Origin of the sequence: Kitasatospora sp. NPDC058444 (assembly GCF_042721415.1) — a bacterium.
Taxonomy (GTDB): domain Bacteria; phylum Actinomycetota; class Actinomycetes; order Streptomycetales; family Streptomycetaceae; genus Kitasatospora.
Genome location: NZ_JBHXLL010000002.1, coordinates 122,200 through 145,913 on the forward strand (window position 1 = coordinate 122,200; position 23,714 = coordinate 145,913).

The window sequence follows — 23,714 nt, forward strand, 5'->3', positions numbered from 1 at the left end:
GGCGGTGCCCGCCGGCGATGGAACGCGCGCGCAAGCGAAAGGAGCCCGCACGAGAAGTCGGCCCATCCGACTTCTCGCGCCCAACCGCCGGATTGGCTGCCGGGCGCGTGCAGAGCCGACCGGCTGTCACATCTCGCTGGGTTCCGTGAGGGGCGCCTTCGCAGGAAGCCGACCGGTTCGACTTCCTGCGCGGCCCGCCGCGCTGCTCCTAGGTGGTGGCGGGTGCGGAAAATGCGAGAGGTCGCGCGAGAAGTCGACCGGCCCGACTTTCTGTGCGCATTCGAGGCTGCGCGACCCCTGAGCCAGGCAGAAATATGTAGACCGGTCCGCATAATCTTCCCTCGTGGCGCACAGGATGTCGACAGTGCCGACTTTTGGCGCCCATGTGTTGGGTGTGCGCGGGCCTCGCGCGGGGTCGCATCAAAAGTCGACTGGGTCGACTTCCCGTGCAACTGGAGGTGGGAGGGCTTGCGCGAGAAGTCGGCCCCCCGACTTTCTGCGTGGATTCTGGGTAGCCGGGCTTGGGCTTGGCAAAAATAAGTAGACCGACCGTCATAATTTGCCCGGGGTGATGCGCAGAAAGTCGGCCGGGTCGACTTCCAGCGAGCGGTCCGAAGCGGTGCCCTGTGCCGGTGGAAGTGCGGGATGAGAGGGGCCTGCACGAGAAGTCGGCGGGGGCGACTTCTCGCGTGGGGAGGGGGTGTGGGGCGGCTGGGGAAGTGGGCTGGGCGTCATGGTCCGCGAGTGGGGTTCCGCGATTGAGGTCGGGTGAGGAGTCGGGCCGGTGGATGGTGGTGCGCGAGAAGTTGGCGGGGGTGACTTCTGGGGCGTGCGGGGGTTGCGTGGGGAGTCGGCGAGGGTGGCTGCTGGTGCTTGGTGTGGGGCGTAGGGTCGCGGGTCGGGCCCGGGTCGGGCCCGGGACGGGCGGCGGGGAGCGGACGGGACGGGGGTGGCCGGGTGATTTCTCGGGCGCAGGCGGTGGAGGCGGGGCACCGGTGGATCAACGGGGATCTGCCGCAGGGCGCCGGGGCGGTGCGGCGGGTGTGCACTCACGAGTTCGAGCTCGGCTGGGTGGTGTGGGCGGAGCCCGCCCGGGTGGCGGTCGACCCGCGGACGGCGGAGCGGCGGGCGCCCGAGGAGGTGGGGGCGGCCTGTGCCGTGGTGGACCGGGAGAGCGGTCGGTTCACGGTGTGGCCCTCGGTGCCGGTGGACGAAGTGGTCGGGCTGTACCGGGACTTCGTCGGCGCCGGCGGCTACGACCCGACCCTCCCGCCGGCGACCGGCCGGGGTGCCCGGGCCGAGTTGACCTACCGGGACGGGAACACGGGTGAGGAGCGGTCGCTGGCCCTGCGCTCCGCGGCGGGCCTGCCACACCCGGTGCTGCGCGGCTGGTGGTGGCTGCGCGATCAGGGCGTGGCGGCCGAGGACGTGCTCGCCGTCCGGACCGACCTGCGGCTGAGCGCCCTGCCCGGCGGCTATTGGTCGTACGCGCTGGCCGCCGAACTGCCGCAGGCCCGGCTCGACTTCGAGCTCCCGTACGGCCCGCGCTTCGACCACCGGGCCGCCGCCGTACGGGCGCTGCCCGCGTCGCCGGACGGTCCGGCCCGCAACCGGGTGCCCTTCCCCCGCGCGGTGCGCACCGCGCCCGAAGAGCCCGACAGCGCGCTCGCCGCCCGGCTCGCGGAGCGGTTCGGCCCGGCCGGCGTCCAGCGGTTCGAGCCGGCCGACGTCGCCCGCGCCGAACTGCCCGGGGACGTGGCCGCGCTGCTGCTGGCGGTGGGCGTCCCGGTGGCGGTGCCGGGGTTCTTCGCGCTGCACCACCCGGGCACGGAGGCGATCGCCGACGGCACCCGCCAGGGCACCGTCCTGCCCCCGCTCGCCGCGCACCTGGCCGAGTCCGGCCGCGGCACCCGGGCGGCCGAGCGGGAGCGCCTGGCGCTCGCCGGGCAGCTGGTGCTGGGGACGGACGGCTGGGCGCTGCTGGCCCTCGACCCGGTGGGCGGCGCCGTCCGTGCGGTGGATCCGGAATACGCGACCGTCCGCCACTGCAACGCGAGCCTGCGCGCCTTCGTCCGCTGCCTGGAGGCGTTCGCCGACTGGTGGCCCGCTCTGCGCGGGCTCGACCCGGTGGCCGCGGGCGCGGCGGTGGACGCCCTGCAACGCGCGCTGGCGGAGGCGGACGGCACGGTCTTCGCCGACCCGGAGAACTGGTGGGCCGTCATCGTGGAGCAGCTCTGGGACGGCCTGCTGTGACGACCGGCCGGTTGCACCGGTCGCACCCGCCACACCCGCCACACCGAGGACGGCGGGCACGGCGGCCACACCGGTCGCGCGGCCACTGACCGCCGCGCCCCCCGAGCACCCGGGCGGTACTTGCACGGACGGCCCGAGCCACCGGATGACGACCGGATCACCGCCGGGCCCGCCGACCGGTCCCGGGCCAGCGCGAACACCGCCGCACCCCCTCTCACCAGGGCCCGGATCGCGTAGCGTGGAGAGTTATGCGACTCGGTGTGCTCGACGTAGGTTCCAACACGGTCCACTTCCTCGTGGTGGACGCCCATCCGGGCGCTGCTCCGCTGCCCGCGTACTCGCACAAGGCCGAGCTGCGCCTGGCCGAGCTGTTGGACGCGGGCGGCGCGATAAGCGAGGCCGGCATCGAGCGGCTGGTCGGCCATGTCGCCTCCTCGCTGCGGGTCGCCGAGGACAAGGGCGTCGTCGACATCCTCCCGTTCGCCACCTCCGCCGTGCGCGAGGCGGCCAACGGCGAGGAGGTGCTGCGCCGGGTGACCGCCGAGACCGGCGTCGAGCTGCGCGTGCTGTCCGGGCAGGACGAGGCCCGGCTCACCTTCCTGGCCGTCCGCCGCTGGTTCGGCTGGTCCTCGGGCCGGCTGCTCAACCTGGACATCGGCGGCGGCTCGCTGGAGATCGCCTGCGGCCTGGACGAGCAGCCGGACGTCGCCTGCTCGCTGCCGCTGGGCGCCGGCCGGCTGACCGCCCGCTGGCTGCCGGGTGACGTCGCCGACCCGGACGGGCTGCGCGAGCTGCGACGCCACATCCGGGCCGAGCTCGCCACCGTGGTCAGCGAGATCAACCGGCTCGGCCCGCCGCGGCATGCCGTCGCCACCTCCAAGACCTTCAAGCAGCTGGCCCGGATGACCGGCGCCGCCCCGGCGGACGCCGGCCCGTACACCGACCGTCGGCTCACCCGCAGCGGGCTGGCCTCCTGGCTGCCCCGGCTGTCCGGGATGACCGTCGCCGAGCGCGCCCGGATCCCCGGCGTCTCCGAGGGCCGGGCCAAGCAGCTGCTGGCCGGTGCGCTGGTCGCCGACGCCGCGATGGACCTGTTCGGCCTGGACGAGCTGGACGTCTGCCCGTGGGCGCTGCGCGAGGGCATCATCCTGCGCCGGCTGGACACCATGGACAGCCCGGCCGACCGCCGCCGCCCGGCGCTCACCCCGTAACCCGGGCGCGCCCGCCCCATCGCCCCGGCTGCCCGCCCCGCCGGACGGCCGCGAGGCACCCCGCCCCGCCGAGCGCACAGCGGGCGGAGGACCGGCCCGGCACGCCACACCACGTCACGCCGGGACAACGTGCCGATGGTCACTGCGCCGGTCATCCCGCCCCGTTCGCAGCGTGCTCCGCTTACGCTGTCTCCCGTGGTGCAACCAGCGGGCGAGGACGGAACGCAGGAGGGCCGCACTCCCGGGAACGGGCAGTCGCGGCCGGACGCCCCGCGCCGCCGGCTCGGCAAGGCGGTCACGGCCGCCACCGCCGCCCAGGCCGCCAAGCAGGCCGCGAAGGCCGTCAAGGCCGCCCAGCGCACCGCGAAGACGACCCGGGCGAAGACGGCGAGGACCGCGAAGACGGCCGCAGCCAGGACCGCGAAGACGGCAGCGACGAAGACGACCGGGCCGAAGACGACCGGGGTGAAGACGACAGGGGCGAAGACGGCGAAGACCAGGCAGCACCCCGCCACCGCGAGCCCCGCCACCCCCAAGCCCGCCCCCAAGGAGACCCGCACCGCCCGGGCCGCCGGCGCCGCCAAGGCCGCCGTCCAGTCCGTCCGCTCGGTCAAGGCCGCCAAGCGCGACGCCGCCCGTCCGCCGCTGCTGCGCACCACCGACCGCCTGGTGCTGCCCCGGCACCCGGCCCTGCACATCCCCGACACCAAGGTGGTGCTGTCCACCGCCTCGGTGTACCCGGCGAGCACCGCCGTCGCCTTCGAGCTGGCCGCCAAGCTCGGCTACGACGGGGTCGAGGTGATGGTCTGGAACGACCCGGTCAGCCAGGACGTCGACGCCCTGCGCCGCCTCTCGGACGCCCACCAGCTGCCCATCCTGGCCGTGCACGCGCCCTGCCTGCTGATCACCCAACGGGTGTGGAGCACCGACCCGTGGACCAAGCTGGTCCGGGCCCGGGCGGCGGCCGAGAAGCTGGGCGCGAGCGCCGTGGTCGTCCATCCGCCGTTCCGCTGGCAGCGCCAGTACGCCCGGGAGTTCGTCGAGGGCATCCACCGGATGGCGGGCGAGACGGACGTCCGCTTCGCCGTCGAGAACATGTACCCGTGGCGCTACCGCGACCGCGAGATGCTCGCGTACGCGCCGGGCTGGGACGTCACCGACGAGGACTACCGGCACTTCACGATCGACCTCTCGCACGCCGCCACCTCCCGGATCGACACCTTCGCCATGGTCGAGCGGATGGGCGACCGGCTCGCCCACGTCCACCTGGCCGACGGCAGCGGTTCCGGCAAGGACGAGCACCTGATCCCCGGCCGCGGCAAGCAGCCCTGCGCCGAGCTGCTGGAGCACCTCGCCCGCACCGGCTTCGACGGCCACGTGGTGCTGGAGGTCAACACCAGGCGCTCGGCCTCCCCCGCCGAACGCGAGGCCGATCTGGCCGAGGCCCTGGCTTTCACGCGCTTGCACCTCGCCACCCCCTCGCGCGTACGCTGAGTCGCCGGGCCCGCCCGGACGCGAACGGCCCGCCCGGACGCGAACGGCACGAAACAGCGCGAATGTCGCGAACGGCCCGAATGACGCGAACTGCCGTACGGAGGGGGACACATGACGGAGAGTCGGAACTACCGTGAGGCCGCCGCGAGCTTCGGCGGGGTCGCCGCCGAGTACGAGCAGGGCCGCCCCGGCTACCCCGGCGAGCTGTTCGACGCGCTGGAGCGGCTCTGGGGCCGCGGCCTCGACGGTGCCCGCGTCCTGGACGTCGGCGCCGGTACCGGCATCGCCACCCGGCTGCTGGCCGCGCGGGGTGCGGACGTCGTCGCCGTCGAGCCCAGCCCCGGCATGGCCGCCCGGTTCCTGCTCTCCTCGCCGGCCCTGCCGCTGGTCCGGGGCACCGGTGACGACCTGCCCTTCCACGACCGCTCCGTCGACCTGGTCACCTACGCCCAGGCGTTCCACTGGACGTACCCCGAGAAGTCCGTCCCCGAGGCGATCCGGGTGCTGCGGCCCGGCGGCGCCCTCGCCGCCTGGTGGAACGTGTACGACGAGACCGTGCCGTGGGTCCGGGCCAGGAGCGAGCGGATGGCCGCCGCCCTCCCCGACCGCTACCACGGCTACGGCGGGATCGGCGAGCACGTCAGCCACTTCGCCCCGGCCGGCCTCGCGGTCGAACGGACGGTGCTGCGCTGGGAGCGGCGGGTCACCGTCGAGCACGTGCTCACCGACCTCACCTCCCGCTCCTACCTGGCCTCGCTCAGCCCCGAGGAGCGCGCGCCGGTGCTGGCGGCCGAACGGGAGGCCATGGTCGCCGCGTTCCCGGACGGCATCGTGGTCGAGCCGTTCGGCCTCGACCTCACCGTGGCCGTCAAACGGGACTGATCAGGGAACCCGGTCACCCACCCGCCCCGGCCCGCCCGCCTGCCCGCATCGCGGACGGGCCGTCCGCCCGCCGGACGGCGGGCGTAGGCTCGGTACCCACAGCGGCCCCCGGACCCTCCCAGCAGCGGGGTGCCCGCGAGAGCCCCGAAGGAGTGGAGCACAGTGCCCGAGCTGAGGTCCCGTACGGTCACCCACGGTCGCAACATGGCAGGCGCCCGGGCGCTTCTCCGGGCGGCCGGCGTAGCCCGTGAGGACTTCGGCAAGCCGATCATCGCGGTCGCCAACTCCTTCACCGAGTTCGTCCCCGGGCACACCCACCTCCAGCCGGTCGGCCGGATCGTCTCCGAGGCGATCAAGCGGGCGGGCGGCATCCCGCGCGAGTTCAACACCATCGCCGTGGACGACGGCATCGCGATGGGCCACGGCGGCATGCTCTACTCGCTGCCCTCGCGCGACCTGATCGCCGACTCGGTCGAGTACATGGTGAACGCCCACTGCGCCGACGCCCTGATCTGCATCTCCAACTGCGACAAGATCACCCCGGGCATGCTGATGGCCGCGCTGCGCCTGAACATCCCGACGGTCTTCGTCTCCGGCGGCCCGATGGAGGCCGGCAAGGCCACCCTGGTCGACGGCACCGTGCGCAAGCTCGACCTGGTCGACGCGATCTCCCAGGCGGTCAACGAGAACGTCTCCGACGAGGACATCGCGATCATCGAGGAGAACGCCTGTCCCACCTGCGGCTCGTGCTCAGGCATGTTCACCGCCAACTCGATGAACTGCCTGACCGAGGCGATCGGCCTGTCGCTGCCGGGCAACGGTTCGGTGCTCGCCACCCACACCGCCCGCAAGGCCCTGTACGAGAACGCCGGCCGGACCGTCGTCGAGATCGCCGACCGCCACTACGGCCAGGACGACCACTCCGTGCTGCCGCGCGCGATCGCCACCCGCGCCGCCTTCGAGAACGCCATGGCCCTGGACATCGCCATGGGCGGCTCGACCAACACGATCCTGCACCTGCTCGCCGCCGCCCAGGAGGCCGAGCTGGACTTCGACATGCGGGCCATCGACGCGATCTCCCGCAAGGTGCCCTGCCTGTCCAAGGTCGCGCCGAACGGCTCGTACTACATGGAGGACGTGCACCGGGCCGGCGGCATCCCGGCCATCCTGGGCGAGCTGTACCGGGGCGGGCTGCTCAACGAGGACGTCCACACCGTGCACGCCGACTCGCTCGCCGAGTGGCTCAAGACCTGGGACGTGCGCGGCGGTTCGCCCTCCGCGGAGGCCGTCGAGCTGTGGCACGCCGCCCCCGGCTGCGTCCGCTCCGCCGAGGCCTTCTCGCAGTCCGAGCGCTGGGAGTCGCTGGACACCGACGCCGCCAGGGGCTGCATCCGCAGCGTCGAGCACGCCTACTCGGTCGAGGGCGGCCTGGCCGTGCTGTACGGCAACCTCGCCGAGGACGGCTGCATCGTGAAGACCGCCGGCGTGGACGAGTCGATCTGGACCTTCAGCGGCCCGGCCGTCGTGGTCGAGTCCCAGGAGGACGCGGTCGAGGCGATCCTCGCCAAGCGGGTCAAGGAGGGCGACGTCGTCGTCATCCGCTACGAGGGGCCCAAGGGCGGCCCGGGCATGCAGGAGATGCTCTACCCGACCTCCTTCCTCAAGGGCCGGGGCCTGGGCAAGGCCTGCGCGCTGGTCACCGACGGCCGGTTCTCCGGCGGCACCTCGGGCCTGTCCATCGGCCACGCCTCCCCGGAGGCGGCCTCCGGCGGCACCATCGCGCTGGTCGAGGACGGGGACACCATCGCCATCGACATCCCCGGCCGCCGGATCTCCCTGGAGGTCCCGGGCGAGGTCCTGGCGGAGCGCCGCCGTGCCCTGGAGGCGGCGGGCGGCTACCGGCCGAAGAACCGCGACCGGCAGGTCAGCCAGGCCCTGCGCGCCTACGCCGCGATGGCCACCTCCGCCGACAAGGGTGCCGTCCGCGACGTGTCCAAGCTCGGCTGACAGCGGCCGCGCCCGTACGGAACGAGGCCGGGCCCACACGGATCCGGCCTCGTGTCGTACGGGAACGACGCCGGGCGCGTCGGTAGCGGCACCGGCCCCGTACCGAACGGCACCGGGCCCGTACCCGACGAGGAGGAGCCGTCCCACCGGCCGGGACGGCTCCTTCGCCGGGTGGGGCGGCCGGGTGATAATCGACGGCGTGAGCGAGCAGCCCCCCACCCCCGCCCCCACTCCCGCCGGTGCCCCGGAGCCGGAGCCGATCCGCTGGTTCGGCACCAGCTGGCTGAACCGGGACAACGGCTACTGGCCGCGCCGGGTCGCCGTGTCGATCGGCGCCCTGGTCGCGGCGGCCGCCGTGGTGCTGCTGCTGCGCTTCGGCGTGGAGGGCATCGCCCTCTCCGACAACGGCACCTTCCTCAACGGGCTGCTGACCGCCGCCATCGCGGTCTGCTCGATGATGGCCGTGCGGCGTACCTGGAAGGTGCTCACCGAGGGCAAGGACCAGCTGACCGGCTGGATGGCCGAGGACAAGTCGCTCGGCGCGGTGTGGCTGATCGGCGGAGCCGGCTCACTGCTCGCCTACTTCGTCCGAAGCCTGGTCGAGGCCCCCGGCGAGGCGGTCCAGCGGGCCGCCTACGAGCGGGCCGTCGTCCGGTTCGAGAAGCGCCAGGCGAGCCGCAGCCGCCGGCCCGACGCCAAGGCGCCGGGCCGGGCCGGGCGCAAGCGCTGACGCCCCCGCTGACGCACGCCGGCTGACGCCCGCCCGCTGACGCCTCCCGTGCACGGACCTACGTCCGGCTGACGCTGCCGCACTGGTCGGCCGGGGCGATGTCCTTGCTCCGGTCGTACGGGTCGGTGGTCGGTCCGGTCGGCTCCGGGTCGTGGCTCTCGAACTGCTGGAACTGCGGGTGCAGGAAGCCGTCGTAGACGTCGCACGCGCTGTTGCCCGCGTCCCACTGGGTCTTGACGAGCACCAGCTTCTTCGCGTCGACCTTGTAGTGCTTCGGGTCGTAGAAGCGGATGTCGTCGACCTTGCGCACGATGGTGCGGGTCGTCCAGGTGTCGCCGCTGTCGGCCGCGGCCGCCCGGGAGACGAGGCCGACCGGCTTGGCGGTGCCGCCCGGCTTGGCGGTGGCGGTGCCGCCCGGCGCGGTGTCCGGCGTGCGGCGGCGGGACGAGGCCAGCTTCTCCGCGTCCGGGCCCGGCTGCAGCGGGTAGACGAAGGTGAAGTCGGTGTGCACCAGCACGCCCCCGTCGCCGTCGCCCTCGTAGCTGATCCGGCCCTGGACCTTGACGGTGGTGCCCACCAGGGCGGCCTCGCGCGGGTCGAAACGGGTGAACCAGCTGGTCGGGTCGGTGTCCTTGGTGGGGTGGTCGAGGGCGGCGACGGCGTTCGCCCGGTCGGCGCGGTCGAGCAGCGCCAACGAGGCTTCCGGCCGGGCGCCCGCGATCACCTGGGGGTCGAGGTTGGAGGCCGTCAGGTAGGCCTTGACCGACTGGAGCTGGGAGGCGACCTCGTCGGCCGAGAAGACGCCGACGGCCTTGGCCTCGGGCAGCACGAAGGCCTCCTGGCCGGTCGGCCAGCCCTCGGCGGGGGATCCCTTCCAGGGGTGGTCCACGGTCGGCTGGTCGTCGGGGGTGGTCGGCGGGGCGGCGGTCGGCTTGGCGGTCTCCGGGGCGACGGTGGGGACCGGGGCGGGCGCGGCCGAGGAGCTCTTCCCGAGGTGGTCCGAGAACCACGTGCGCAGCCCGTCGACGTTCATGACGGAGAGCACCACCGCGATGGTCAGCACCACGAGCAGCGGCGCGCGCCAGCCGCGGCGGCGCGGGCGCGGGTTGCCCCACGGGTCGAGCGCGGCGGGCTTCGGCTTGCGGCCGAACCGGCCCTTGGCCGCGGACGGGCCGTCGTTGACCGAGCGGCGGCCGCCCGGATCGACCGGCGGAGTGTGCTTCCACCTGGCGGACAGCATGCGGGTGCGCCCGCTCTGCTCCTTGACGGTGGCCCCGCGGACGAACGCGTCGTCCAGGACGAGGTCGGCGAACGGGTCCTTCTCGCCCGTCCCGGACGGGTCGGACCCGCCCGGCTCGTCGCCCCTGGAGGGGCGCGGTTCCGGATCTTCGGCTATCGGCATCGCGCCAGTATGACGACGGGGGGTGACGATGTGCCGATCGGGGGCACACCGGGTGGTGAACTCGCGCGAGTGGGGTGACGGTTCACCCCACTTCGTCCGGAACCGCGCCGGCGCCCCGGGCCCCGGGCCCCGGGCCCCGAGCCCGGCGCCCCGAGCCCCGGACGCCCCCGCCCCCGGACGCCCCGGGCCCGCTCAGCCCTTGCCGCGGGCCTGCTTCACCGACCCGACCACCCCGGCGATCGCCAGCAGCAGGCCGGCCGGCAGCAGCGAGACGAAGAAGGCGCCGAACAGGCTCGCGTCGCCGAGGAACAGCTGGGCCAGCGTGTTGAGCGCCAGCAGGCCGCCGGCCGCCGGGAGCGCGGACTGCCACGGGTGCTCGTTCGCCCAGCGGCGCAGCCGCCGGTCGGCGGTGTCGCGCCGCAGTCGGCCGCCGACGGTGCCGACCAGGAAGAAGAAGAACAGACCCCAGCCGGCCGGTGAGGCCAGCATGCTCAGCGACCAGTTCCCGGAGATCGCCTCGATCCCCAGGGCCGTCGCCCCCACCACCGCACCGACCCCCGCGGCGGTCCGCCACGGACCCACGGTCGCCGAGGCGACGGCGAGTTGCCGGTTCTCACGTCGGGACATTTCGTCGTGTGCCATGGCTCCACGGTGCGCTCGCGGGAGCCGGGAGGCCATAGGGGAAACCCCGAGTTTTCTCCCTAGGGGCAGGGTCGTTCGGGTGCGGGGCGACCACGGAGCGGACGGTCCCCGCGCGGGCCGCCGGGCGGTGCGAGGATGGCCGCAGTACCGAGCCAAGGAGCGGACCATGGGCAGCAGCGCAGCGCACGGACAGAAGATCGCCTTCCTGGGCACCGGCAAGATCGGAGAGGCCCTGCTCTCCGGTCTGCTGCGGGCCGGCAAGGACCCGGCCGACGTCCTGGTGACCGCCCGCCGTCCGGAGCGGGCGGTCGAACTCGCGGCCCGCTACGGCGTGGTGGCCGTCTCCAACGCCGAGGCCGCCAAGCTCGCCGACACCCTGATCCTCGCGGTCAAGCCGCAGGACATGGGCACCCTGCTGGAGGAGCTGGCCCCGCACGTCGGCGCGGACCGGCTGGTGATCTCGGCCGCGGCCGGCGTTCCCACCGCCTGGTTCGAGGAGCGGCTGGCGGCGGGCACCCCGGTGGTCCGGGTGATGCCCAACACGCCGGTGCTGGTGGACGAGGGGATGAGCGTCATCTCCGGCGGCTCGCACGCCACCGAGGAGCACCTGGTGCGCGCCGAGGAGATCTTCAGTTCGGTCGGCAAGGCGCTGCGGCTGCCCGAGTCCCAGCAGGACGCGGCCACCGCGCTCTCCGGCTCCGGTCCGGCCTACTTCTACTTCCTGGTCGAGGCGATGACCGACGCCGGCATCCTGCTCGGGCTGCCCCGGCAGGTGGCGCACGACCTGATCGTGCAGTCCGCGATCGGCGCCTCGGTGATGCTGCGCGACTCCGGCGAGCACCCGGTGAAGCTGCGCGAGGCGGTCACCTCCCCGGCCGGCACCACCATCGCGGCGATCCGCGAGCTGGAGAACCACGGGGTGCGGGCCGCGCTGCTCGGCGCCCTGGAGGCGGCCCGGGACCGCTCGCGGGAGCTGGCCTCCGGCGGTAAGTGAGCCGGCCTCCGGCGGTGAACGAGCCGGCCTCCGGCGGTCAGCGGGCCGGCCTCCGGCGGTGAACGACCGCTGCGCGACCCCTCCCGCAAACGCGGCGCACCCCCTACGCTCTCGCCAACATCGTCCTACCGGCCGGTAGTGAGCTCGGCGGGGTGGGCGAGGTCCGTGTGGAGTCCGCCTGGAGGTCCGCTTGAGTGCCGTACCGCCCGCACCGTCCGCACGGCCCGTCCCGTCCGCACGGCCCGTCCCGTCCGCCATGGCGCCCGGCCTGCGCACCGGGCGGGCCGCGCTCACCGTCGGCTTCCTGCTCCAGGGCACCACCTTCGCCCTGCTGGTCACCTGCATCCCGGAGATCCAGCACCGGTACGGGCTGAGCGACGCGCTGCTGCCGGTCTTCCTGGCCGCGGTGCCGATCCTGGCCGGGGCCGGTTCGATCGTCTCCGAGCGACTGGTGAAGCGCACCGGCGCGCGGGCCGTGCTGCGGGTGGTCCAGCCCGCCGTCTGCCTCAGCCTGGCGGCCGTCGGGCTGGGCGGCGAACTGTGGCAACTCGCCTTGGCGCTCGGCGCGTTCGGGCTGCTGGTGGGCGCGCTGGACGCCAGTATGAACATGCTCGGGGTGGGGCTCCAGCACCGCTACGGCCGCTCGATCATGATCGGCTTCCACGCCGCGTTCAGCCTCGGCGGCATCATCGGTGCCGCCCTGGCGGGCCTCGGCTCGCACTACGACCTCGGGCTGCCGGCGCTGTTCGGCACGGCCGCCGCGGTGATCGCCCCGCTCGCCCTGCTGACCGGCACGTTCTTCGCCGGCCCGGCCGAACTCGGCGACGCCGTCCGGGAGGCCGCCGAGGCCGCCGCCCGGTCCGTCCCCTGGCGTCCGCTGCTGCCGCTCTGCCTGGCGATGGCCTTCGCGTACATCGCGGACGCCTCGGTCTCCAACTACAGCGTCAAGTACCTCACCGACGGACTGGGCAGCCGGGAGGACCTCGCCAAGCTCTCCTACCTGGGCTACATGGTCGCGATGCTGCTCGGCCGGGCCCTGGGCGACCGGGCGGTGCAGCGCTTCGGCGCCGTTCCGGTGGTGCGCACCGGTGCCGCGCTGGCCGCGCTCGGCTTCGGGCTGGCCGCCGTCGCGCCCGCCGCCTGGGCGGGGATCGCCGGCTTCACCGTGCTGGGCTTCGGCATCTGCGCGATCATCCCGCAGGTGTTCGCGGCCGGCGGCCGGCTCTTCCCGGCCGACTCGGACGCCGCGGTGGCCCGCCTCAACCTCTTCAACTACGTGGGTTTCCTGCTGGGTTCGCCGCTGGTCGGGGCGATCGCGGACGCGAGCTCGTACCGCTGGGCGCTGCTCGCCCCGATGCTGCTGGTGCTCGCCGTCCTGCCGCTGGCCGACCGCTTCGCCCCGGAGCCCGCGGGAACGGCGGCCCCCGCCACCGGGTGACGGCGGGGGCGGTCGGCGCCCTGAAGGCGAAGTGCGCGCTGTTCCCGCGGACGCCAAGGCCCCCGCCGTCGGGTGACGGCGGGGGCGGTCGACGGGACGTGGGGTCAGCTGATCACGGTCTGGAGCTCGGGCAGGCCGTAGGTCCAGCCCTGGTCCTTGGCCGTGGTGGTGCCGCCCACCTGGCCGAACTCGTAGTAGACGTACGGCGCCCAGTTCAGCGTGTACGGCGCGCTGCCCCACGCCGGGGTGTCGGTGATCTTGACGGTGAGCGTGACGCTCTTCGTCGCCCCGGGCGCGATCGGCGCGTTGAAGTGGAAGTTGGCGCTGTTCCCGTTGAACGCGCAGTCGGAGGTGTCACCGGTGCAGCTGGTGACCGTGAACGCTCCGGCCTGCGAGTTGGCCGGCCAGGTCGGCTGGACGGCCTCGTAGGCGAAGTAGATCGGGCTGTTCTCACTGTTGGTGAGCGACAGCGTCAGGGTCAGCTGGTCTCCCGCCTTGGCCGTCGACTTGTCGACCGCGAAGGTGGTGCCGCTGACCGCGGCGGAGGCCGGCTGGGCAGCGAAGAACACGCCAAAACCCAGTATTGCAGCGAGAATTACCCCAAGGCGTTGCACGCTGAATGGCTTCATGGCGGAGAGGATATGGAGTCGCGGCACATTTGTCTGTACCGCCTCAACACCCGCCTCCACAGTCGCCCCACAACTTCCGTAGTTTCATCGCGCACCTGGCGTCCTGGGGGTCCCGCGCGTTCCGCCCCGGCGCGCCCTGGCGGCGGTCCGGCCGCCGCCACCCGCTACGGTGGAGGCCATGCCCGAAGCCGAGCGTGACACCCCCTGCGGCCTGCACCTCTTCTGGGACGAGGCCGTCACCGCCTACGACTTCGGCCCCGGCCACCCGATGGATCCGACCCGGCTGGCCCTCACCATGCGGCTGGTCGAGGCGCTCGGACTGAGCACCGGGCCCGGGGTGACCGTCCGCGCCGCGCCGCCCGCCGGCGAGTCCACCCTCCGGCTGGTGCACACCCGGGAGTACGTCGAGGCGGTCCGCGACGCCGCCGCCCACCCCGAGCGCTCCGACCCGCTGCACGGCCTCGGCACCGACGACAACTGGTCCTTCCCGGCGATCCACTCGGCCTCGGCGCTGATCGCCGGCCAGTCCGTGGCCGCCGCCGAGGCGGTCTGGCACGGCGAGACCCCGCACGCCGTCAACTTCTCCGGCGGGCTGCACCACGCGATGCCCGGCAAGGCCTCCGGCTTCTGCGTCTACAACGACCCGGCGCTGGCCATCGCCCGGCTGCTCGAACTCGGCGCCGAGCGGGTCGCCTACGTCGACGTGGACGTCCACCACGGCGACGGCGTCCAGGCGGCCTTCTGGAACGACCCCCGGGTGCTCACCGTCTCGCTGCACGAGCACCCCGCCACGCTCTTCCCGCAGACCGGCTGGTCGATCGAGACCGGCGGCGAGGACGCCCCCGGCTCCGCCGCCAACCTGCCGCTGCCCGCGGGCACCGGCGACGCCGGCTGGCTGCGCGCCTTCCACGCCCTGGTGCCCGAACTGCTCGACGCCTTCCGGCCACAGGTCCTGGTCACCCAGCACGGTGCCGACACCCACCTGGAGGACCCGCTCGCCCACCTCGCCGTCACCGTGGACGCCCAGCGGCTGATCGCCGAGACGCTGCACGACCTCGCCCACCGGCACGCCGGCGGCCGCTGGGTGGCCACCGGCGGGGGCGGCTACGCCGTGGTGGACGTCGTCCCGCGCACCTGGACCCACCTGGTCGCCACCGCCGCCGCCCGGCCCGTCGACCCGGCCACCGAGACCCCCGAGTCCTGGCGCGCCGAGGTCTACCGCCGCACCCGCCGCCCCGCCCCGCTGCGGATGACCGACGGCGCCCGCCCGGCCTGGCGCGACTTCGACGCGGGTTACGATCCGGCCGACCGGCTCGATCAGGCCATCCTCGCCACCCGCCGGGCGGTGTTCCCCCAGCACGGACTGCTGGCCTGAACCCGCCGCCCCGGCGCCGCCCCGACCGGGCCGTGCGTACGCCGGGCGGTGCCATCGGCCGATCGGCTACGTACTGCAACAGTCCTATCTCTCACCGTACGAGGACTGCACTTCCCCTCTTCCCACTGGTACCACCCATAACTACTCTGGGGATACACGTGTGCCGGTGGAGTCACCGGAGGGGAAGCCGGTGCCTTGCACACGGGTAAGGGTCGGGTGATGGTCATGAGTTCCGTCGAGCGCCCCCTTCAGGAAGTCGTCTTCCTGACCGTGGCGGAGGTCGCCGCGGTCATGCGGGTGTCCAAGATGACGGTGTACCGGCTGGTGCACAGCGGAGAGCTGCCGGCCATCCGGGTCGGACGGTCCTTCCGGGTGCCCCAGCAGGCGGTGCACGAGTACCTCAAGGAGTCCTACGTGCGGCTCGAGAGCGCGTAGGGGCGGGCCGGCGGGGGCGGGTCCGCAGCCGTGGACCCGCCCCCGTTCGCCGTGGATTCGCCGCGAGTTTCCCGGTGTCGGGGAGCACGATTACGGCCTTCGCACCATGGACGGTAGGCTAGGCCCTCACGTCAGTCGTATGGACTCCGTCTCTCACGGGCGAGAGTCTCAGTGAGCGAGGGTTGTTCCGTGGGCTCTGTCATCAAGAAGCGTCGCAAGCGTATGGCCAAGAAGAAGCACCGCAAGCTTCTGAAGCGCACTCGCGTTCAGCGTCGCAACAAGAAGTAAGCGCCCCGGCCGCGCCTGGCGCGCCCAGCGCTTCCACCGCCCGTCCAGTCCCCTGTGGCCTGGGCGGGCGGTGTCGTTTCACGGCCCGGTGGGGCGGCGCGGTACGGTGCACGCAGGCCGCTCGGGCCGAGGATGTGGGGGCAGCACCGTGGGCGTGGTCGTGCTCGTCACCGGCGTGGCACGCCATCTCGGTGCCCGCTTCGTCGCCGAGGTCCGCCGCCGGCCGGGCGTGGACCTGGTGGTCGGCGTGGACGTGCAGCCGCCCCGGCTGTCACCCGAGGAGCCGGCCGGTCCGGCCGCCCCGTACCGCTTCCACCAGCTCGACCTGCGCCGCCCGGCGCTCTCCCGGGTGCTCGCCGAGCACCGGGTGGACACCGTGGTGCACCTCAGCGTCAGCGCCACCGGCCTGGGCTCCACCAACCGCTCCGCGGTGAAGGAGTCCAACGTGATCGGCACCATGCAGCTGCTCGGCGCCTGCCAGAAGGCCCCCGGGGTCCGCCGGGTGGTGGTGAAGTCCACCACCGGCGTCTACGGGTCCGCGCCCCGCGACCCGGCGGTGTTCAGCGAGCGGATGCAGCCCAAGGACCCGCCCGGCGGCGGCTTCGCCAAGGACGCGGCGGAGGTCGAGGGCTACGTGCGCGGCTTCGCCCGGCGCCGCCCGGACGTCGCGGTGACGGTGCTGCGCTTCGCCAACATCGTCGGCCCGGACGCGGACACCCCGCTCAGCGAGTACTTCGCGCTGCCCGTGCTGCCCACCGTCCTCGGCTACGACCCGCGGCTGCAGTTCGTGCACGAGGACGACGCCGTCGCGGTGCTCTGCCGGGCCGCCGACGAGCCCGCGCCGGGCACGGTGAACACCGGGACCTTCAACGTGGCGGGGGAGGGCGTCCTGCTGCTCTCCCAGTGCGCCCGCCGGCTCGGCCGGCCCACCCTGCCGCTGCTGCTGCCCGCGGTCAGCTGGATGGCCGTACTGGCCCGGCGGACCCGCCTGGTCGACGTCTCGCCCGAGCAGCTGCGCCTGCTCACCCACGGCCGGGTGGTGGACACCGCGCGGCTGCGCGACACCTTCGGCTACCGTCCGGCGTTCAGTACCCCGGAGGCCTTCGCCGACTTCGCCGCCGCCCGGGGGCCGGGTCTGCTGCCGCCCGAGCGGCTGGCCGCCGCCGCCGACCGGCTGACCGCCCTGCTCGGCCCGGAAGGGGCCGCCCCCGCGGGGCCGGCCGCCGGACCGGCCGCCGTACCGAACCGCCCCCGCCGACCGAGGAGCTGAACCCGCGATGAGTGCCGCAGCCGAGAACGCGCCGGGCGAGGCCAGGGTCATCCCGATCGAGTCCGCTCCCAGCTGGACCTCACCCGAAGGGCCGAAACCGGCCGACCGGATCGCCGAGGCCGTCGGCGGGGCGCTGGCCGGACCGCTCGGCCCGGCCGCCACCCGGCTGTTCGGCAAGGGCTGGGAGGGCCGCGCCGCCGAGGGGCTGGCCTTCCTGCGCCGCCGGGTGACCGGCGACTACGAGGTGGACGAGTTCGGCTTCGACCGGGAGCTCACCGAGGAGGTGCTGCTCTCGCTGCTGCGCCCGCTGGCCGAGAAGTACTTCCGGATCGACGTCCAGGGCGTCGAGAACATCCCGGCCGAGGGCGGCGCGCTGATCGTCGCCAACCACTCCGGCACGATCCCGCTGGACGCCCTGATGACCCAGGTGGTCATCCACGACCACCACCCCGCCCGGCGGCACCTGCGGATGCTCGCCGCCGACCTGGTCTTCGTGCTGCCCGGCATCAACGAACTGGCCCGCAAGGCCGGCCACACCCTGGCCTGCAACGAGGACGCCCAGGCCCTGTTGGAGCGCGGCGAGGTCGTCGGGGTCTGGCCGGAGGGCTTCAAGGGCATCGGCAAGCCGTTCTCCGAGCGCTACAAGCTCCAGCGGTTCGGCCGCGGCGGCTTCGTCGCCTCGGCGCTGCGGGCGCGGGTGCCGATCGTGCCCTGCTCGATCGTCGGGGCCGAGGAGACCTACCCGATGATCGGCAACGTGAAGACGCTGGCCCGGCTGCTGGGCCTGCCGTACGTGCCGGTCACCCCGACCTTCCCGTGGCTGGGCCCGCTCGGGGTGCTGCCGCTGCCGACCAAGTGGACGATCCGTTTCGGCGAGCCGATCGCCACCGACGCCTACCCGGCGGAGGCGGCGGACGACCCGATGCTGGTCTTCGACCTGGCCGACGAGGTGCGCGAGACCATCCAGCACACCCTCTACCAGCTGCTGGTGCAGCGGCGTTCGGTGTTCTTCTGAGTTCCTCCGGGCCCTTCCGACGGTGTTCCTCCGTGGCGCCCCGGTTCTTCCCGCGGCGCTGCGGAGGAACACCGATGCCCCGGGCACGGCGAGGGCCCGGCGGATATCGCACTCCGCCGGGCCCTCACCGCCCTGCTGTCAGCCGCCCAGGATGCGCAGCCCGGGCAGCAGGTCGGGCAGCAGCGGCGGCACCTCGACGCCCTGCGGCTGGGCCGCGTTCGGGGCGCTGGGTGTGGCCTGCTGCGGTGCCTGCGCCGGGGCCGCGTCGGCGCTCGGCGAGGGCTTGGTGCCGGTCAGCCCGCTGGTGAGGCCGCCGACCAGGCCGTTGACGGCGTCGGGGGCGCTGCTGGGCAGGGTGTCCGGCAGGACGCCGGCCTTGCCGCCGGTGCCGGAGGCGCCGGAGCCGGGGTTGGCCGGGGCGTGCTCGGTGGCGCCGGGGCGGTTGGCGGCGGAGCCCGGGGCCTGGTCGGTGCCGGCCGTGGTGCCGGAGCCGGCCGCGGGGGAGCCGGCCGGGGAGCCGCCGGTCGAGTGGGACGAGCCGTCGCCCGCTCCGGAGCCGACCGCGCCACCGTTCTGAGCGGTGGGCAGGACCAGGCGCAGGGGCGCGACGTCCTCGCTTATGTCGTCGAAGAGGCGGTTCACCAGGTCGGCCTGCCGGGTGAGCTGGGCGGGCAGCCGGCCCTGCAGCTCGCTCCACCGGCCGTCCTCGTCGTGGGCGAAGCCGGCCAGGGCCCGCATCGGGTCGAGCGAGCCGTTGCTGCGGTAGACCGAGCGCAGCAGCTCGCGGCCCCTGAGGGCGTCGGCGTGCATGTCGTCCAGGGCGCGGCGGACCTGTTCGACGGTGCCGGGGCTGAGCGCGCCGGCCGGGTCGGTGCGGCCGACCAGGGTCTTGGCCTCGCCGAGCCGGGTGGCCGCGTTGTCGAGCAGCAGCTCGCCGCGTTCGGAGTCGGAGTCGGCGAGGTCGAGCCGGAGTCCTTCCAGCCCGCGCTTGAAGCCGTACAGCGTGTCGCCGGGGAGGGCGTTGGAGCTGGCCGCGGCGGCGCCGGCCAGGCTGCCGACGGCGAGCCCGGCGACCAGCCCGCCGATCGCGAACCGGCGGCTCCAGCGGCCGCGCGGCGCCGTCCGGGCCGCCCGGTGGCGGCGCTGTCGGGGCACCGGGGTGCCCGTCCCGCCGGCGAAGGCCTGCTCGAACGCGGCCATCAGCTGGGCGCGTTGGACCGTGCGGACCTCCCGGTCCAGCACCGGCCCGGGCAGCGCCCCCAGCGCGTCGGTCAGACCGACCAGTCCGGCCATCGCGACCGGAACGGCGCCGGTGGCGGCGGCGTTGTCCGATTCGGCGTTGGCCGCAGCGCGTTGCTCTGCCTGGTGGGCCTCCAGCGCCTCGGCGAAGGCCTTCGCCCGCCGGTGCTCCAGCACGTTTGCCGTCACGGGCCACACCTCCCTTCGTCGTTGTCGACACCCTGGCCTGCCGGACGGTTGCCCAGGCTGGCCAAAGCCACTCCATCGGGTGATAGGCCGCAATTCGACTTGACCGTACGCCTGGTGGGGGCTTGCACGCTGGCCAACGAGCGGTGCGGGCGGTCGGTTACGCACGGCTGATCATCGGACCGACCGTTCACCCTGACGTGTCGGCCGGGCGCGAACGGTGACGGCGGGCCGTGCCGTATGGCGCCGGTGCCGTCGTCGGCACGGCTCATCGCGCGTCGGGCGGGAGCAGCCGGGCCAGGGTGCGGACGGCGCGGTACTGGAGGGTCTTGATGGCGCCCTCGTTCTTGCCCATGATCCGGGCCGTCTCGGCGACCGAGAGCCCCTGCAGGAAGCGCAGGGTGACGCACTCCTGCTGCTGCGGGTTGAGCCGGCGCACCGCGTCCAGCAGGGCGGCGTTGGAGAGCGACTCCAGTACCGACTCCTCCGGGCTGCGCTCGCACTCGTTGGAGTCGAGCATCTCGCCGGTGGTGACCTCCAGCCGGAAGCGGCTGGACTTGAAGTGGTCGGCGACCAGGTTGCGGGCGATGGTGACCAGCCAGGCGCCGAAGTCCCGGCCCTGCCAGGTGAAGGTGCCGATCCGGCGCAGTGCGCGCAGGAAGGTCTCGCTGGTGAGGTCCTCGGCGGTGGCCCGGCTGCCGACCCGGTAGTAGATGTAGCGGTAGACGGTGTCCGCGTAGTGGTCGTAGAGCCGGCCGAAGGCCTCGCTCTCACCGGCCTGGGCCCGCTCGACCAGCTCCATGATCGGGTTGTGCTCGGTCTCGTAGCCGGGGTTGGGCGCCGTCCTGGCGCGGCCCCGGCCGGTGCCGGTGCTGCCGGTGCGGCCGCGCGAGCCGGTGCCGGCCGCGCCGGCGGCGGTGGTGCGCAGCACCGGGCCGGGCTGCTGGGGCTGGACGAACGATCCTCCAGCCGGCGCGAGTTGGGGCGAGACGGCGAACTGGCTGCGGAGCAGGGTGCGCAGCAGGGTCAGGCCGGTGGAGATCTGCCGCTCGGCGGTCGGCCGGTCGCGCAGGCCGGTGCGGGGGCGCAGGGGCGCGGACGACGGGCGGGAGGGTGCAGGCGCGTCGTTCCGGACGGGTGGGTACACGGGACTCCCAGAGGCAGAACTGTGGACGGATCACCTCCGCCTGCGCGGAGAGCACTCCCCGAAGCGTCCGTTCGAGCGGGACGCGTGGGGACGTGCATCCAGGAGAGAATAACGCTTTGTGCAATGACAGCTACACCGTGTGGTCGAAGTGGTCGTTTGGGATCCATTTGTTGTGCAGATTCGGCTGACACTGACCGGAGCTGTCATCGTTCATCCGGCTCAACGTGATCGAACAGGCGCTCAGGGTGACCAATTCGGCGGCCTGAGGGGCGGTTTCCCAGCCTTGGGGCTCGGCAATCCCCGACTTTCCCGGCCTGGCGAACGATCAGAACCGGTCACTGGGCGACAAGTTCGCGCAGTCGGGTCGGACTGCCCTGCGGTGCGGGGGAGTTCGCCCGTAAGAGGGGCCAGGTCAGAGGCCCTGTTGACGCCCGTTCACCCGTCGGGGCGAGCCGGCCCGGACGGCCTCCCAACGGCCTCCGGGTGGTCGCCAGGTGCGCTCCGTACGGCCCGCGGGCTCGTTCCGGGCGGCCGCCGGGAGTCCGCGCGGCCCCCGGCACGGGAGGTTCAGGCGCGGCGCCGGCGCCGGTTCAGCGCCACCCCGGCCGCCGCCGCACCGGCCAGCACCCCGAGCGCGGCCGCAGCCGGCAGCCCCACCCGGGCCGCCTTGCGCCCGGTCCGGAAGTCCCGCACCCGCCAGCCCTGGGCCCGGGCGTGGCGCCGCAGCGCGCCGTCCGGGTTCACCACGTACGGGTGGCCGACCAGCGAGAGCATCGGGATGTCGTTGGCCGAGTCGCTGTAGGCGGCGCAGCGGTCCAGGTCGAGGCGCTCGCGCCGGGCCAGCGCGCGGACGGCGGCGGCCTTGGCCGGGCCGTGCAGCAGGTCGCCGACCAGCCGGCCGGTGTACAGGCCGTCCCGGGCCTCGGCGACGGTGCCCAGCGCGCCGGTCATGCCGAGCCGCCGGGCGATGATCCGGGCCACCTCCAGCGGGGCGGCGGTGACCAGCCAGACCCGCTGGCCGGCGTCCAGGTGCATCTGGACCAGGGCGCGGGTGCCCGGCCAGATCTTGTCCGCCACGACGTCCTCGAAGATCTCCTCGCAGATCGCCTCCAGGTCGGCGGTGGGCTTGCCGGCCACGATGCCGAGGGCGGACTGCTTGGCGTCCGAGATGTGCTCCGGGTCCTCGGTGCCGTGCAGCCGGAACCAGGCCTGCTGCCAGGCGAAGCGGGCGATGTCGCGGCGGGTGAGGAAGCCGCGGCGGTAGAGGCCGACACCGAGGTAGAAGATCGCGGCGCCGCGCAGGATGGTGTTGTCGCAGTCGAAGAAGGCGGCGGCGCGGGGGTCGTCCGGGTCCGGGGTGTGGTTCTCGGCCGGGGCCTTGGAGGCCTTGGGGGCCTTGCCGGTCCTGGCCGCGTCCGACGCGTTCGGCTCGCCGGCACCTTCCGGCTCGGGGCCGCTCCCGGGTTCGCCGGCACCTTCCGGCTCCCCGACGCCCTCCGGCTCGGGGCCGCCCCCCGGCCCGGGCTCGGCCCGCAGCGCGGCCTCGGCGGCCTCGGCCGCGGCTTCGCCGGCCAGGGCGCTCCGCTCGCTGCTGGAACGCCTTGCCTGGGTGAGCCTTCTGAGCACGGCCATGTCATCGAGGATAGCCAGCCGGGCGCGCGGCGACCGTGACGGAGCCGTGCCCGCGAGGTGAACAGCTCCACCGGGTGCGGGCCGCCCCGGGACGGCCGGCACCCGGTGGAGAATGGGGCGGTGAGCCCACTGCTGCGACGTAAGAGCCCCAAGCCCGCGGACCGGACCGTGACCCTGGTCGGCAAGCCGGGCTGCCACCTGTGCGACGAGGCCCGCGAGGTGATCCTCCGGGTGACGGGCGAGCTGGGCGCGTCCTTCGAGGAGCGGGACATCACCCGGGACGAGGAGCTGTACCGCCGCTACTGGGAGCAGATTCCGGTCACCCTGATCGACGGTCGCCAGCACGACTTCTGGCGGGTCGACGAGCGCCGGCTGCGCACCGCCCTCGGCGGCTGACCGGGGCCTGACCGGGCGTTCGTCCGTATACCGACCCCCCGCCGATCGGCGGGGGCGGTTCGCCGAATCGTTGCCGAAGACACTCCGTTCCGGCGTGGGGCGGGGCGGGTCGGTCGGCTTACGATCGAACGCGTTTGCGCCCGTGGGGGGCTGAGCACACGAGGAGTGCGCCATGCTTCCCGGTCCTGTCCTCGGGGCGTCCGGAGCCCCGGAGCCCTGGACGGATCCCCGGACGGAGTCACGGACGGACCCCCGGGGCTTCGCCGTGGTGGACGTGGAGGCGACCGGCCGCAGCCCGTGGCGGCACCGGGTGGTCGAGGTGGCGGTGGTGCTGCTCGACGAGCGGTTGCGTCCCGAGGGGGAGTTCGCCACCCTGCTGGATCCGCTCGGACCGGTCGGCCCGACCCATGTGCACCGGATACGCCAGTGCGACGTCGAGGGCGCCCCGCGGTTCCGGGAGATCGCCCCGCGGCTGCTGGAGCTGCTGGCCGGCCGGGTGCTGGTCGGCCATCACGTCACCTGCGACCACGCCTTCCTGGATCGCGAGTTCGCCCGGATCGGGGTGCCGCTGCCGCCCGTCCCGCTGCTGTGCACGATGGGGCTGGCCCGCGCCCACCTGCCGGAGGCCCGCGGCCAGGGCCTGGCGGCCTGCGCGGAGGCGGCGGACCTCGGCTGGTACCCGGCGCACACCGCGCTGGGCGACGCCCGGGTGACCGCCGAGCTGCTGCGGCACTGCCTGGGCGCCCCGTCCTGCCCGCCGGACGACTGGGCCGGCCCGCTGCGCGAGGCCGCCCGGCTGCCCTGGCCCCGGCTGGGCCGGGCCCGCTCCCGGCCGTCCGGCGCCGCCGTTCCGCTGCTGCGCCGGGAGGCTCCGTACGGCCCGTGGCTGCCCGGTTCGCGTGCCCCGGAGGTCGTGCTGACCCGGGCCGGTGCTATGGGTTCGACGGCGTGATGCGCATCACTGTGCGGGGACAAAACGGACACCATCTTTGTGCACACGTTCACAAACGCATAGCCTGGCTGCCAAAGCCCAGCTTCACCCACAGGAG

The 23,714-nt window shown here is 74.0% G+C and carries 21 protein-coding genes; 15 read left to right on the forward strand and 6 right to left on the reverse strand.

What is annotated here, in order from left to right:
* Positions 1-1,041: 1,041 nt before the first annotated feature.
* From ACFWP2_RS03105 to ACFWP2_RS03130, 6 genes are all read left to right on the forward strand, one after another.
* On the forward strand, positions 1,042-2,253 hold the full coding sequence (locus tag ACFWP2_RS03105) for an SUKH-4 family immunity protein (RefSeq protein ID WP_380447712.1): 1,212 nt from the start codon (positions 1,042-1,044) through the stop codon (positions 2,251-2,253).
* A gap of 248 nt (positions 2,254-2,501) precedes the next feature.
* Positions 2,502-3,464 (forward strand): Ppx/GppA family phosphatase, encoded by a 963-nt coding sequence (locus ACFWP2_RS03110; protein WP_380447714.1) that lies wholly within the window; start codon positions 2,502-2,504, stop codon positions 3,462-3,464.
* Positions 3,465-4,154: 690 nt separating this feature from the next.
* The gene (locus tag ACFWP2_RS03115; RefSeq protein ID WP_380448198.1) at positions 4,155-4,958 is read left to right on the forward strand and encodes a sugar phosphate isomerase/epimerase family protein; all 804 of its coding nucleotides are present in this window, start codon (positions 4,155-4,157) and stop codon (positions 4,956-4,958) included.
* Between the two features lie 111 nt (positions 4,959-5,069).
* Positions 5,070-5,840, forward strand: a complete 771-nt coding sequence (locus ACFWP2_RS03120; RefSeq protein WP_380447716.1) for a class I SAM-dependent methyltransferase — start codon at positions 5,070-5,072, stop codon at positions 5,838-5,840.
* A gap of 162 nt (positions 5,841-6,002) precedes the next feature.
* Complete coding sequence (gene ilvD / locus ACFWP2_RS03125) at positions 6,003-7,847, forward strand: dihydroxy-acid dehydratase (protein WP_380447718.1); 1,845 nt, start codon at positions 6,003-6,005, stop codon at positions 7,845-7,847.
* Between the two features lie 199 nt (positions 7,848-8,046).
* Positions 8,047-8,577, forward strand: coding sequence for a hypothetical protein (locus ACFWP2_RS03130; protein ID WP_380447720.1), 531 nt, complete (start codon positions 8,047-8,049; stop codon positions 8,575-8,577).
* Between the two features lie 58 nt (positions 8,578-8,635).
* On the opposite strand, the gene ACFWP2_RS03135 is transcribed toward ACFWP2_RS03130, so the two are convergent.
* Positions 8,636-9,979 carry a hypothetical protein gene (locus ACFWP2_RS03135; protein ID WP_380447722.1) on the reverse strand — a complete coding sequence of 448 codons (1,344 nt, stop codon included), beginning with the start codon at positions 9,977-9,979 and terminating at the stop codon, positions 8,636-8,638.
* 192 nt (positions 9,980-10,171) lie between these two features.
* The gene (locus ACFWP2_RS03140; RefSeq protein WP_380447724.1) at positions 10,172-10,621 is read right to left on the reverse strand and encodes a hypothetical protein; all 450 of its coding nucleotides are present in this window, start codon (positions 10,619-10,621) and stop codon (positions 10,172-10,174) included.
* 166 nt (positions 10,622-10,787) lie between these two features.
* Between ACFWP2_RS03140 and proC the strand changes: the two genes are divergently transcribed.
* The gene (gene proC, locus ACFWP2_RS03145) at positions 10,788-11,615 is read left to right on the forward strand and encodes a pyrroline-5-carboxylate reductase (RefSeq protein ID WP_380447726.1); all 828 of its coding nucleotides are present in this window, start codon (positions 10,788-10,790) and stop codon (positions 11,613-11,615) included.
* A 190-nt stretch (positions 11,616-11,805) separates the two neighbouring features.
* Positions 11,806-13,053 carry an MFS transporter gene (locus ACFWP2_RS03150; protein ID WP_380447728.1) on the forward strand — a complete coding sequence of 416 codons (1,248 nt, stop codon included), beginning with the start codon at positions 11,806-11,808 and terminating at the stop codon, positions 13,051-13,053.
* A gap of 104 nt (positions 13,054-13,157) precedes the next feature.
* Here the strand turns inward: ACFWP2_RS03150 and ACFWP2_RS03155 are convergent, their stop codons facing one another.
* Positions 13,158-13,622, reverse strand: coding sequence for a hypothetical protein (locus tag ACFWP2_RS03155; RefSeq protein WP_380447730.1), 465 nt, complete (start codon positions 13,620-13,622; stop codon positions 13,158-13,160).
* A gap of 238 nt (positions 13,623-13,860) precedes the next feature.
* Here ACFWP2_RS03155 and ACFWP2_RS03160 point away from each other — a divergent pair, with 238 nt between their 5' ends.
* The 5 genes from ACFWP2_RS03160 to ACFWP2_RS03180 all read left to right on the forward strand — a co-directional run bounded on the left by ACFWP2_RS03160 (position 13,861) and on the right by ACFWP2_RS03180 (position 18,065).
* Entirely contained in the window at positions 13,861-15,057 is a 1,197-nt protein-coding gene (locus ACFWP2_RS03160) for an acetoin utilization protein AcuC (RefSeq protein ID WP_380447732.1), read from the forward strand.
* A 225-nt stretch (positions 15,058-15,282) separates the two neighbouring features.
* A complete protein-coding gene (locus ACFWP2_RS03165) occupies positions 15,283-15,492 on the forward strand; it encodes a helix-turn-helix domain-containing protein (RefSeq protein WP_045699258.1) in 210 nt (69 codons plus the stop codon).
* A gap of 189 nt (positions 15,493-15,681) precedes the next feature.
* Positions 15,682-15,780 carry a 30S ribosomal protein bS22 gene (locus tag ACFWP2_RS03170; protein WP_003948845.1) on the forward strand — a complete coding sequence of 33 codons (99 nt, stop codon included), beginning with the start codon at positions 15,682-15,684 and terminating at the stop codon, positions 15,778-15,780.
* A 148-nt stretch (positions 15,781-15,928) separates the two neighbouring features.
* Positions 15,929-17,050: an NAD-dependent epimerase/dehydratase family protein gene (locus ACFWP2_RS03175; protein ID WP_380447734.1), complete on the forward strand. Its 1,122-nt coding sequence runs from the start codon at positions 15,929-15,931 to the stop codon at positions 17,048-17,050.
* A gap of 7 nt (positions 17,051-17,057) precedes the next feature.
* On the forward strand, positions 17,058-18,065 hold the full coding sequence (locus tag ACFWP2_RS03180; RefSeq protein WP_380447736.1) for a lysophospholipid acyltransferase family protein: 1,008 nt from the start codon (positions 17,058-17,060) through the stop codon (positions 18,063-18,065).
* Between the two features lie 138 nt (positions 18,066-18,203).
* On the opposite strand, the gene ACFWP2_RS03185 is transcribed toward ACFWP2_RS03180, so the two are convergent.
* The 3 genes from ACFWP2_RS03185 to ACFWP2_RS03195 form a co-directional block, all read right to left on the reverse strand.
* Positions 18,204-19,493, reverse strand: coding sequence for a DUF5667 domain-containing protein (locus tag ACFWP2_RS03185; protein WP_380447738.1), 1,290 nt, complete (start codon positions 19,491-19,493; stop codon positions 18,204-18,206).
* Positions 19,494-19,758: 265 nt separating this feature from the next.
* Entirely contained in the window at positions 19,759-20,532 is a 774-nt protein-coding gene (locus ACFWP2_RS03190; protein WP_380448200.1) for an ECF subfamily RNA polymerase sigma factor, BldN family, read from the reverse strand.
* A 672-nt stretch (positions 20,533-21,204) separates the two neighbouring features.
* Positions 21,205-22,269 (reverse strand): HAD family hydrolase, encoded by a 1,065-nt coding sequence (locus ACFWP2_RS03195; RefSeq protein ID WP_380447740.1) that lies wholly within the window; start codon positions 22,267-22,269, stop codon positions 21,205-21,207.
* A gap of 120 nt (positions 22,270-22,389) precedes the next feature.
* Between ACFWP2_RS03195 and ACFWP2_RS03200 the strand changes: the two genes are divergently transcribed.
* Positions 22,390-22,665: a glutaredoxin family protein gene (locus ACFWP2_RS03200; protein WP_380447742.1), complete on the forward strand. Its 276-nt coding sequence runs from the start codon at positions 22,390-22,392 to the stop codon at positions 22,663-22,665.
* Between the two features lie 172 nt (positions 22,666-22,837).
* A complete protein-coding gene (locus tag ACFWP2_RS03205; protein ID WP_380447744.1) occupies positions 22,838-23,617 on the forward strand; it encodes an exonuclease domain-containing protein in 780 nt (259 codons plus the stop codon).
* Positions 23,618-23,714: the final 97 nt, after the last annotated feature.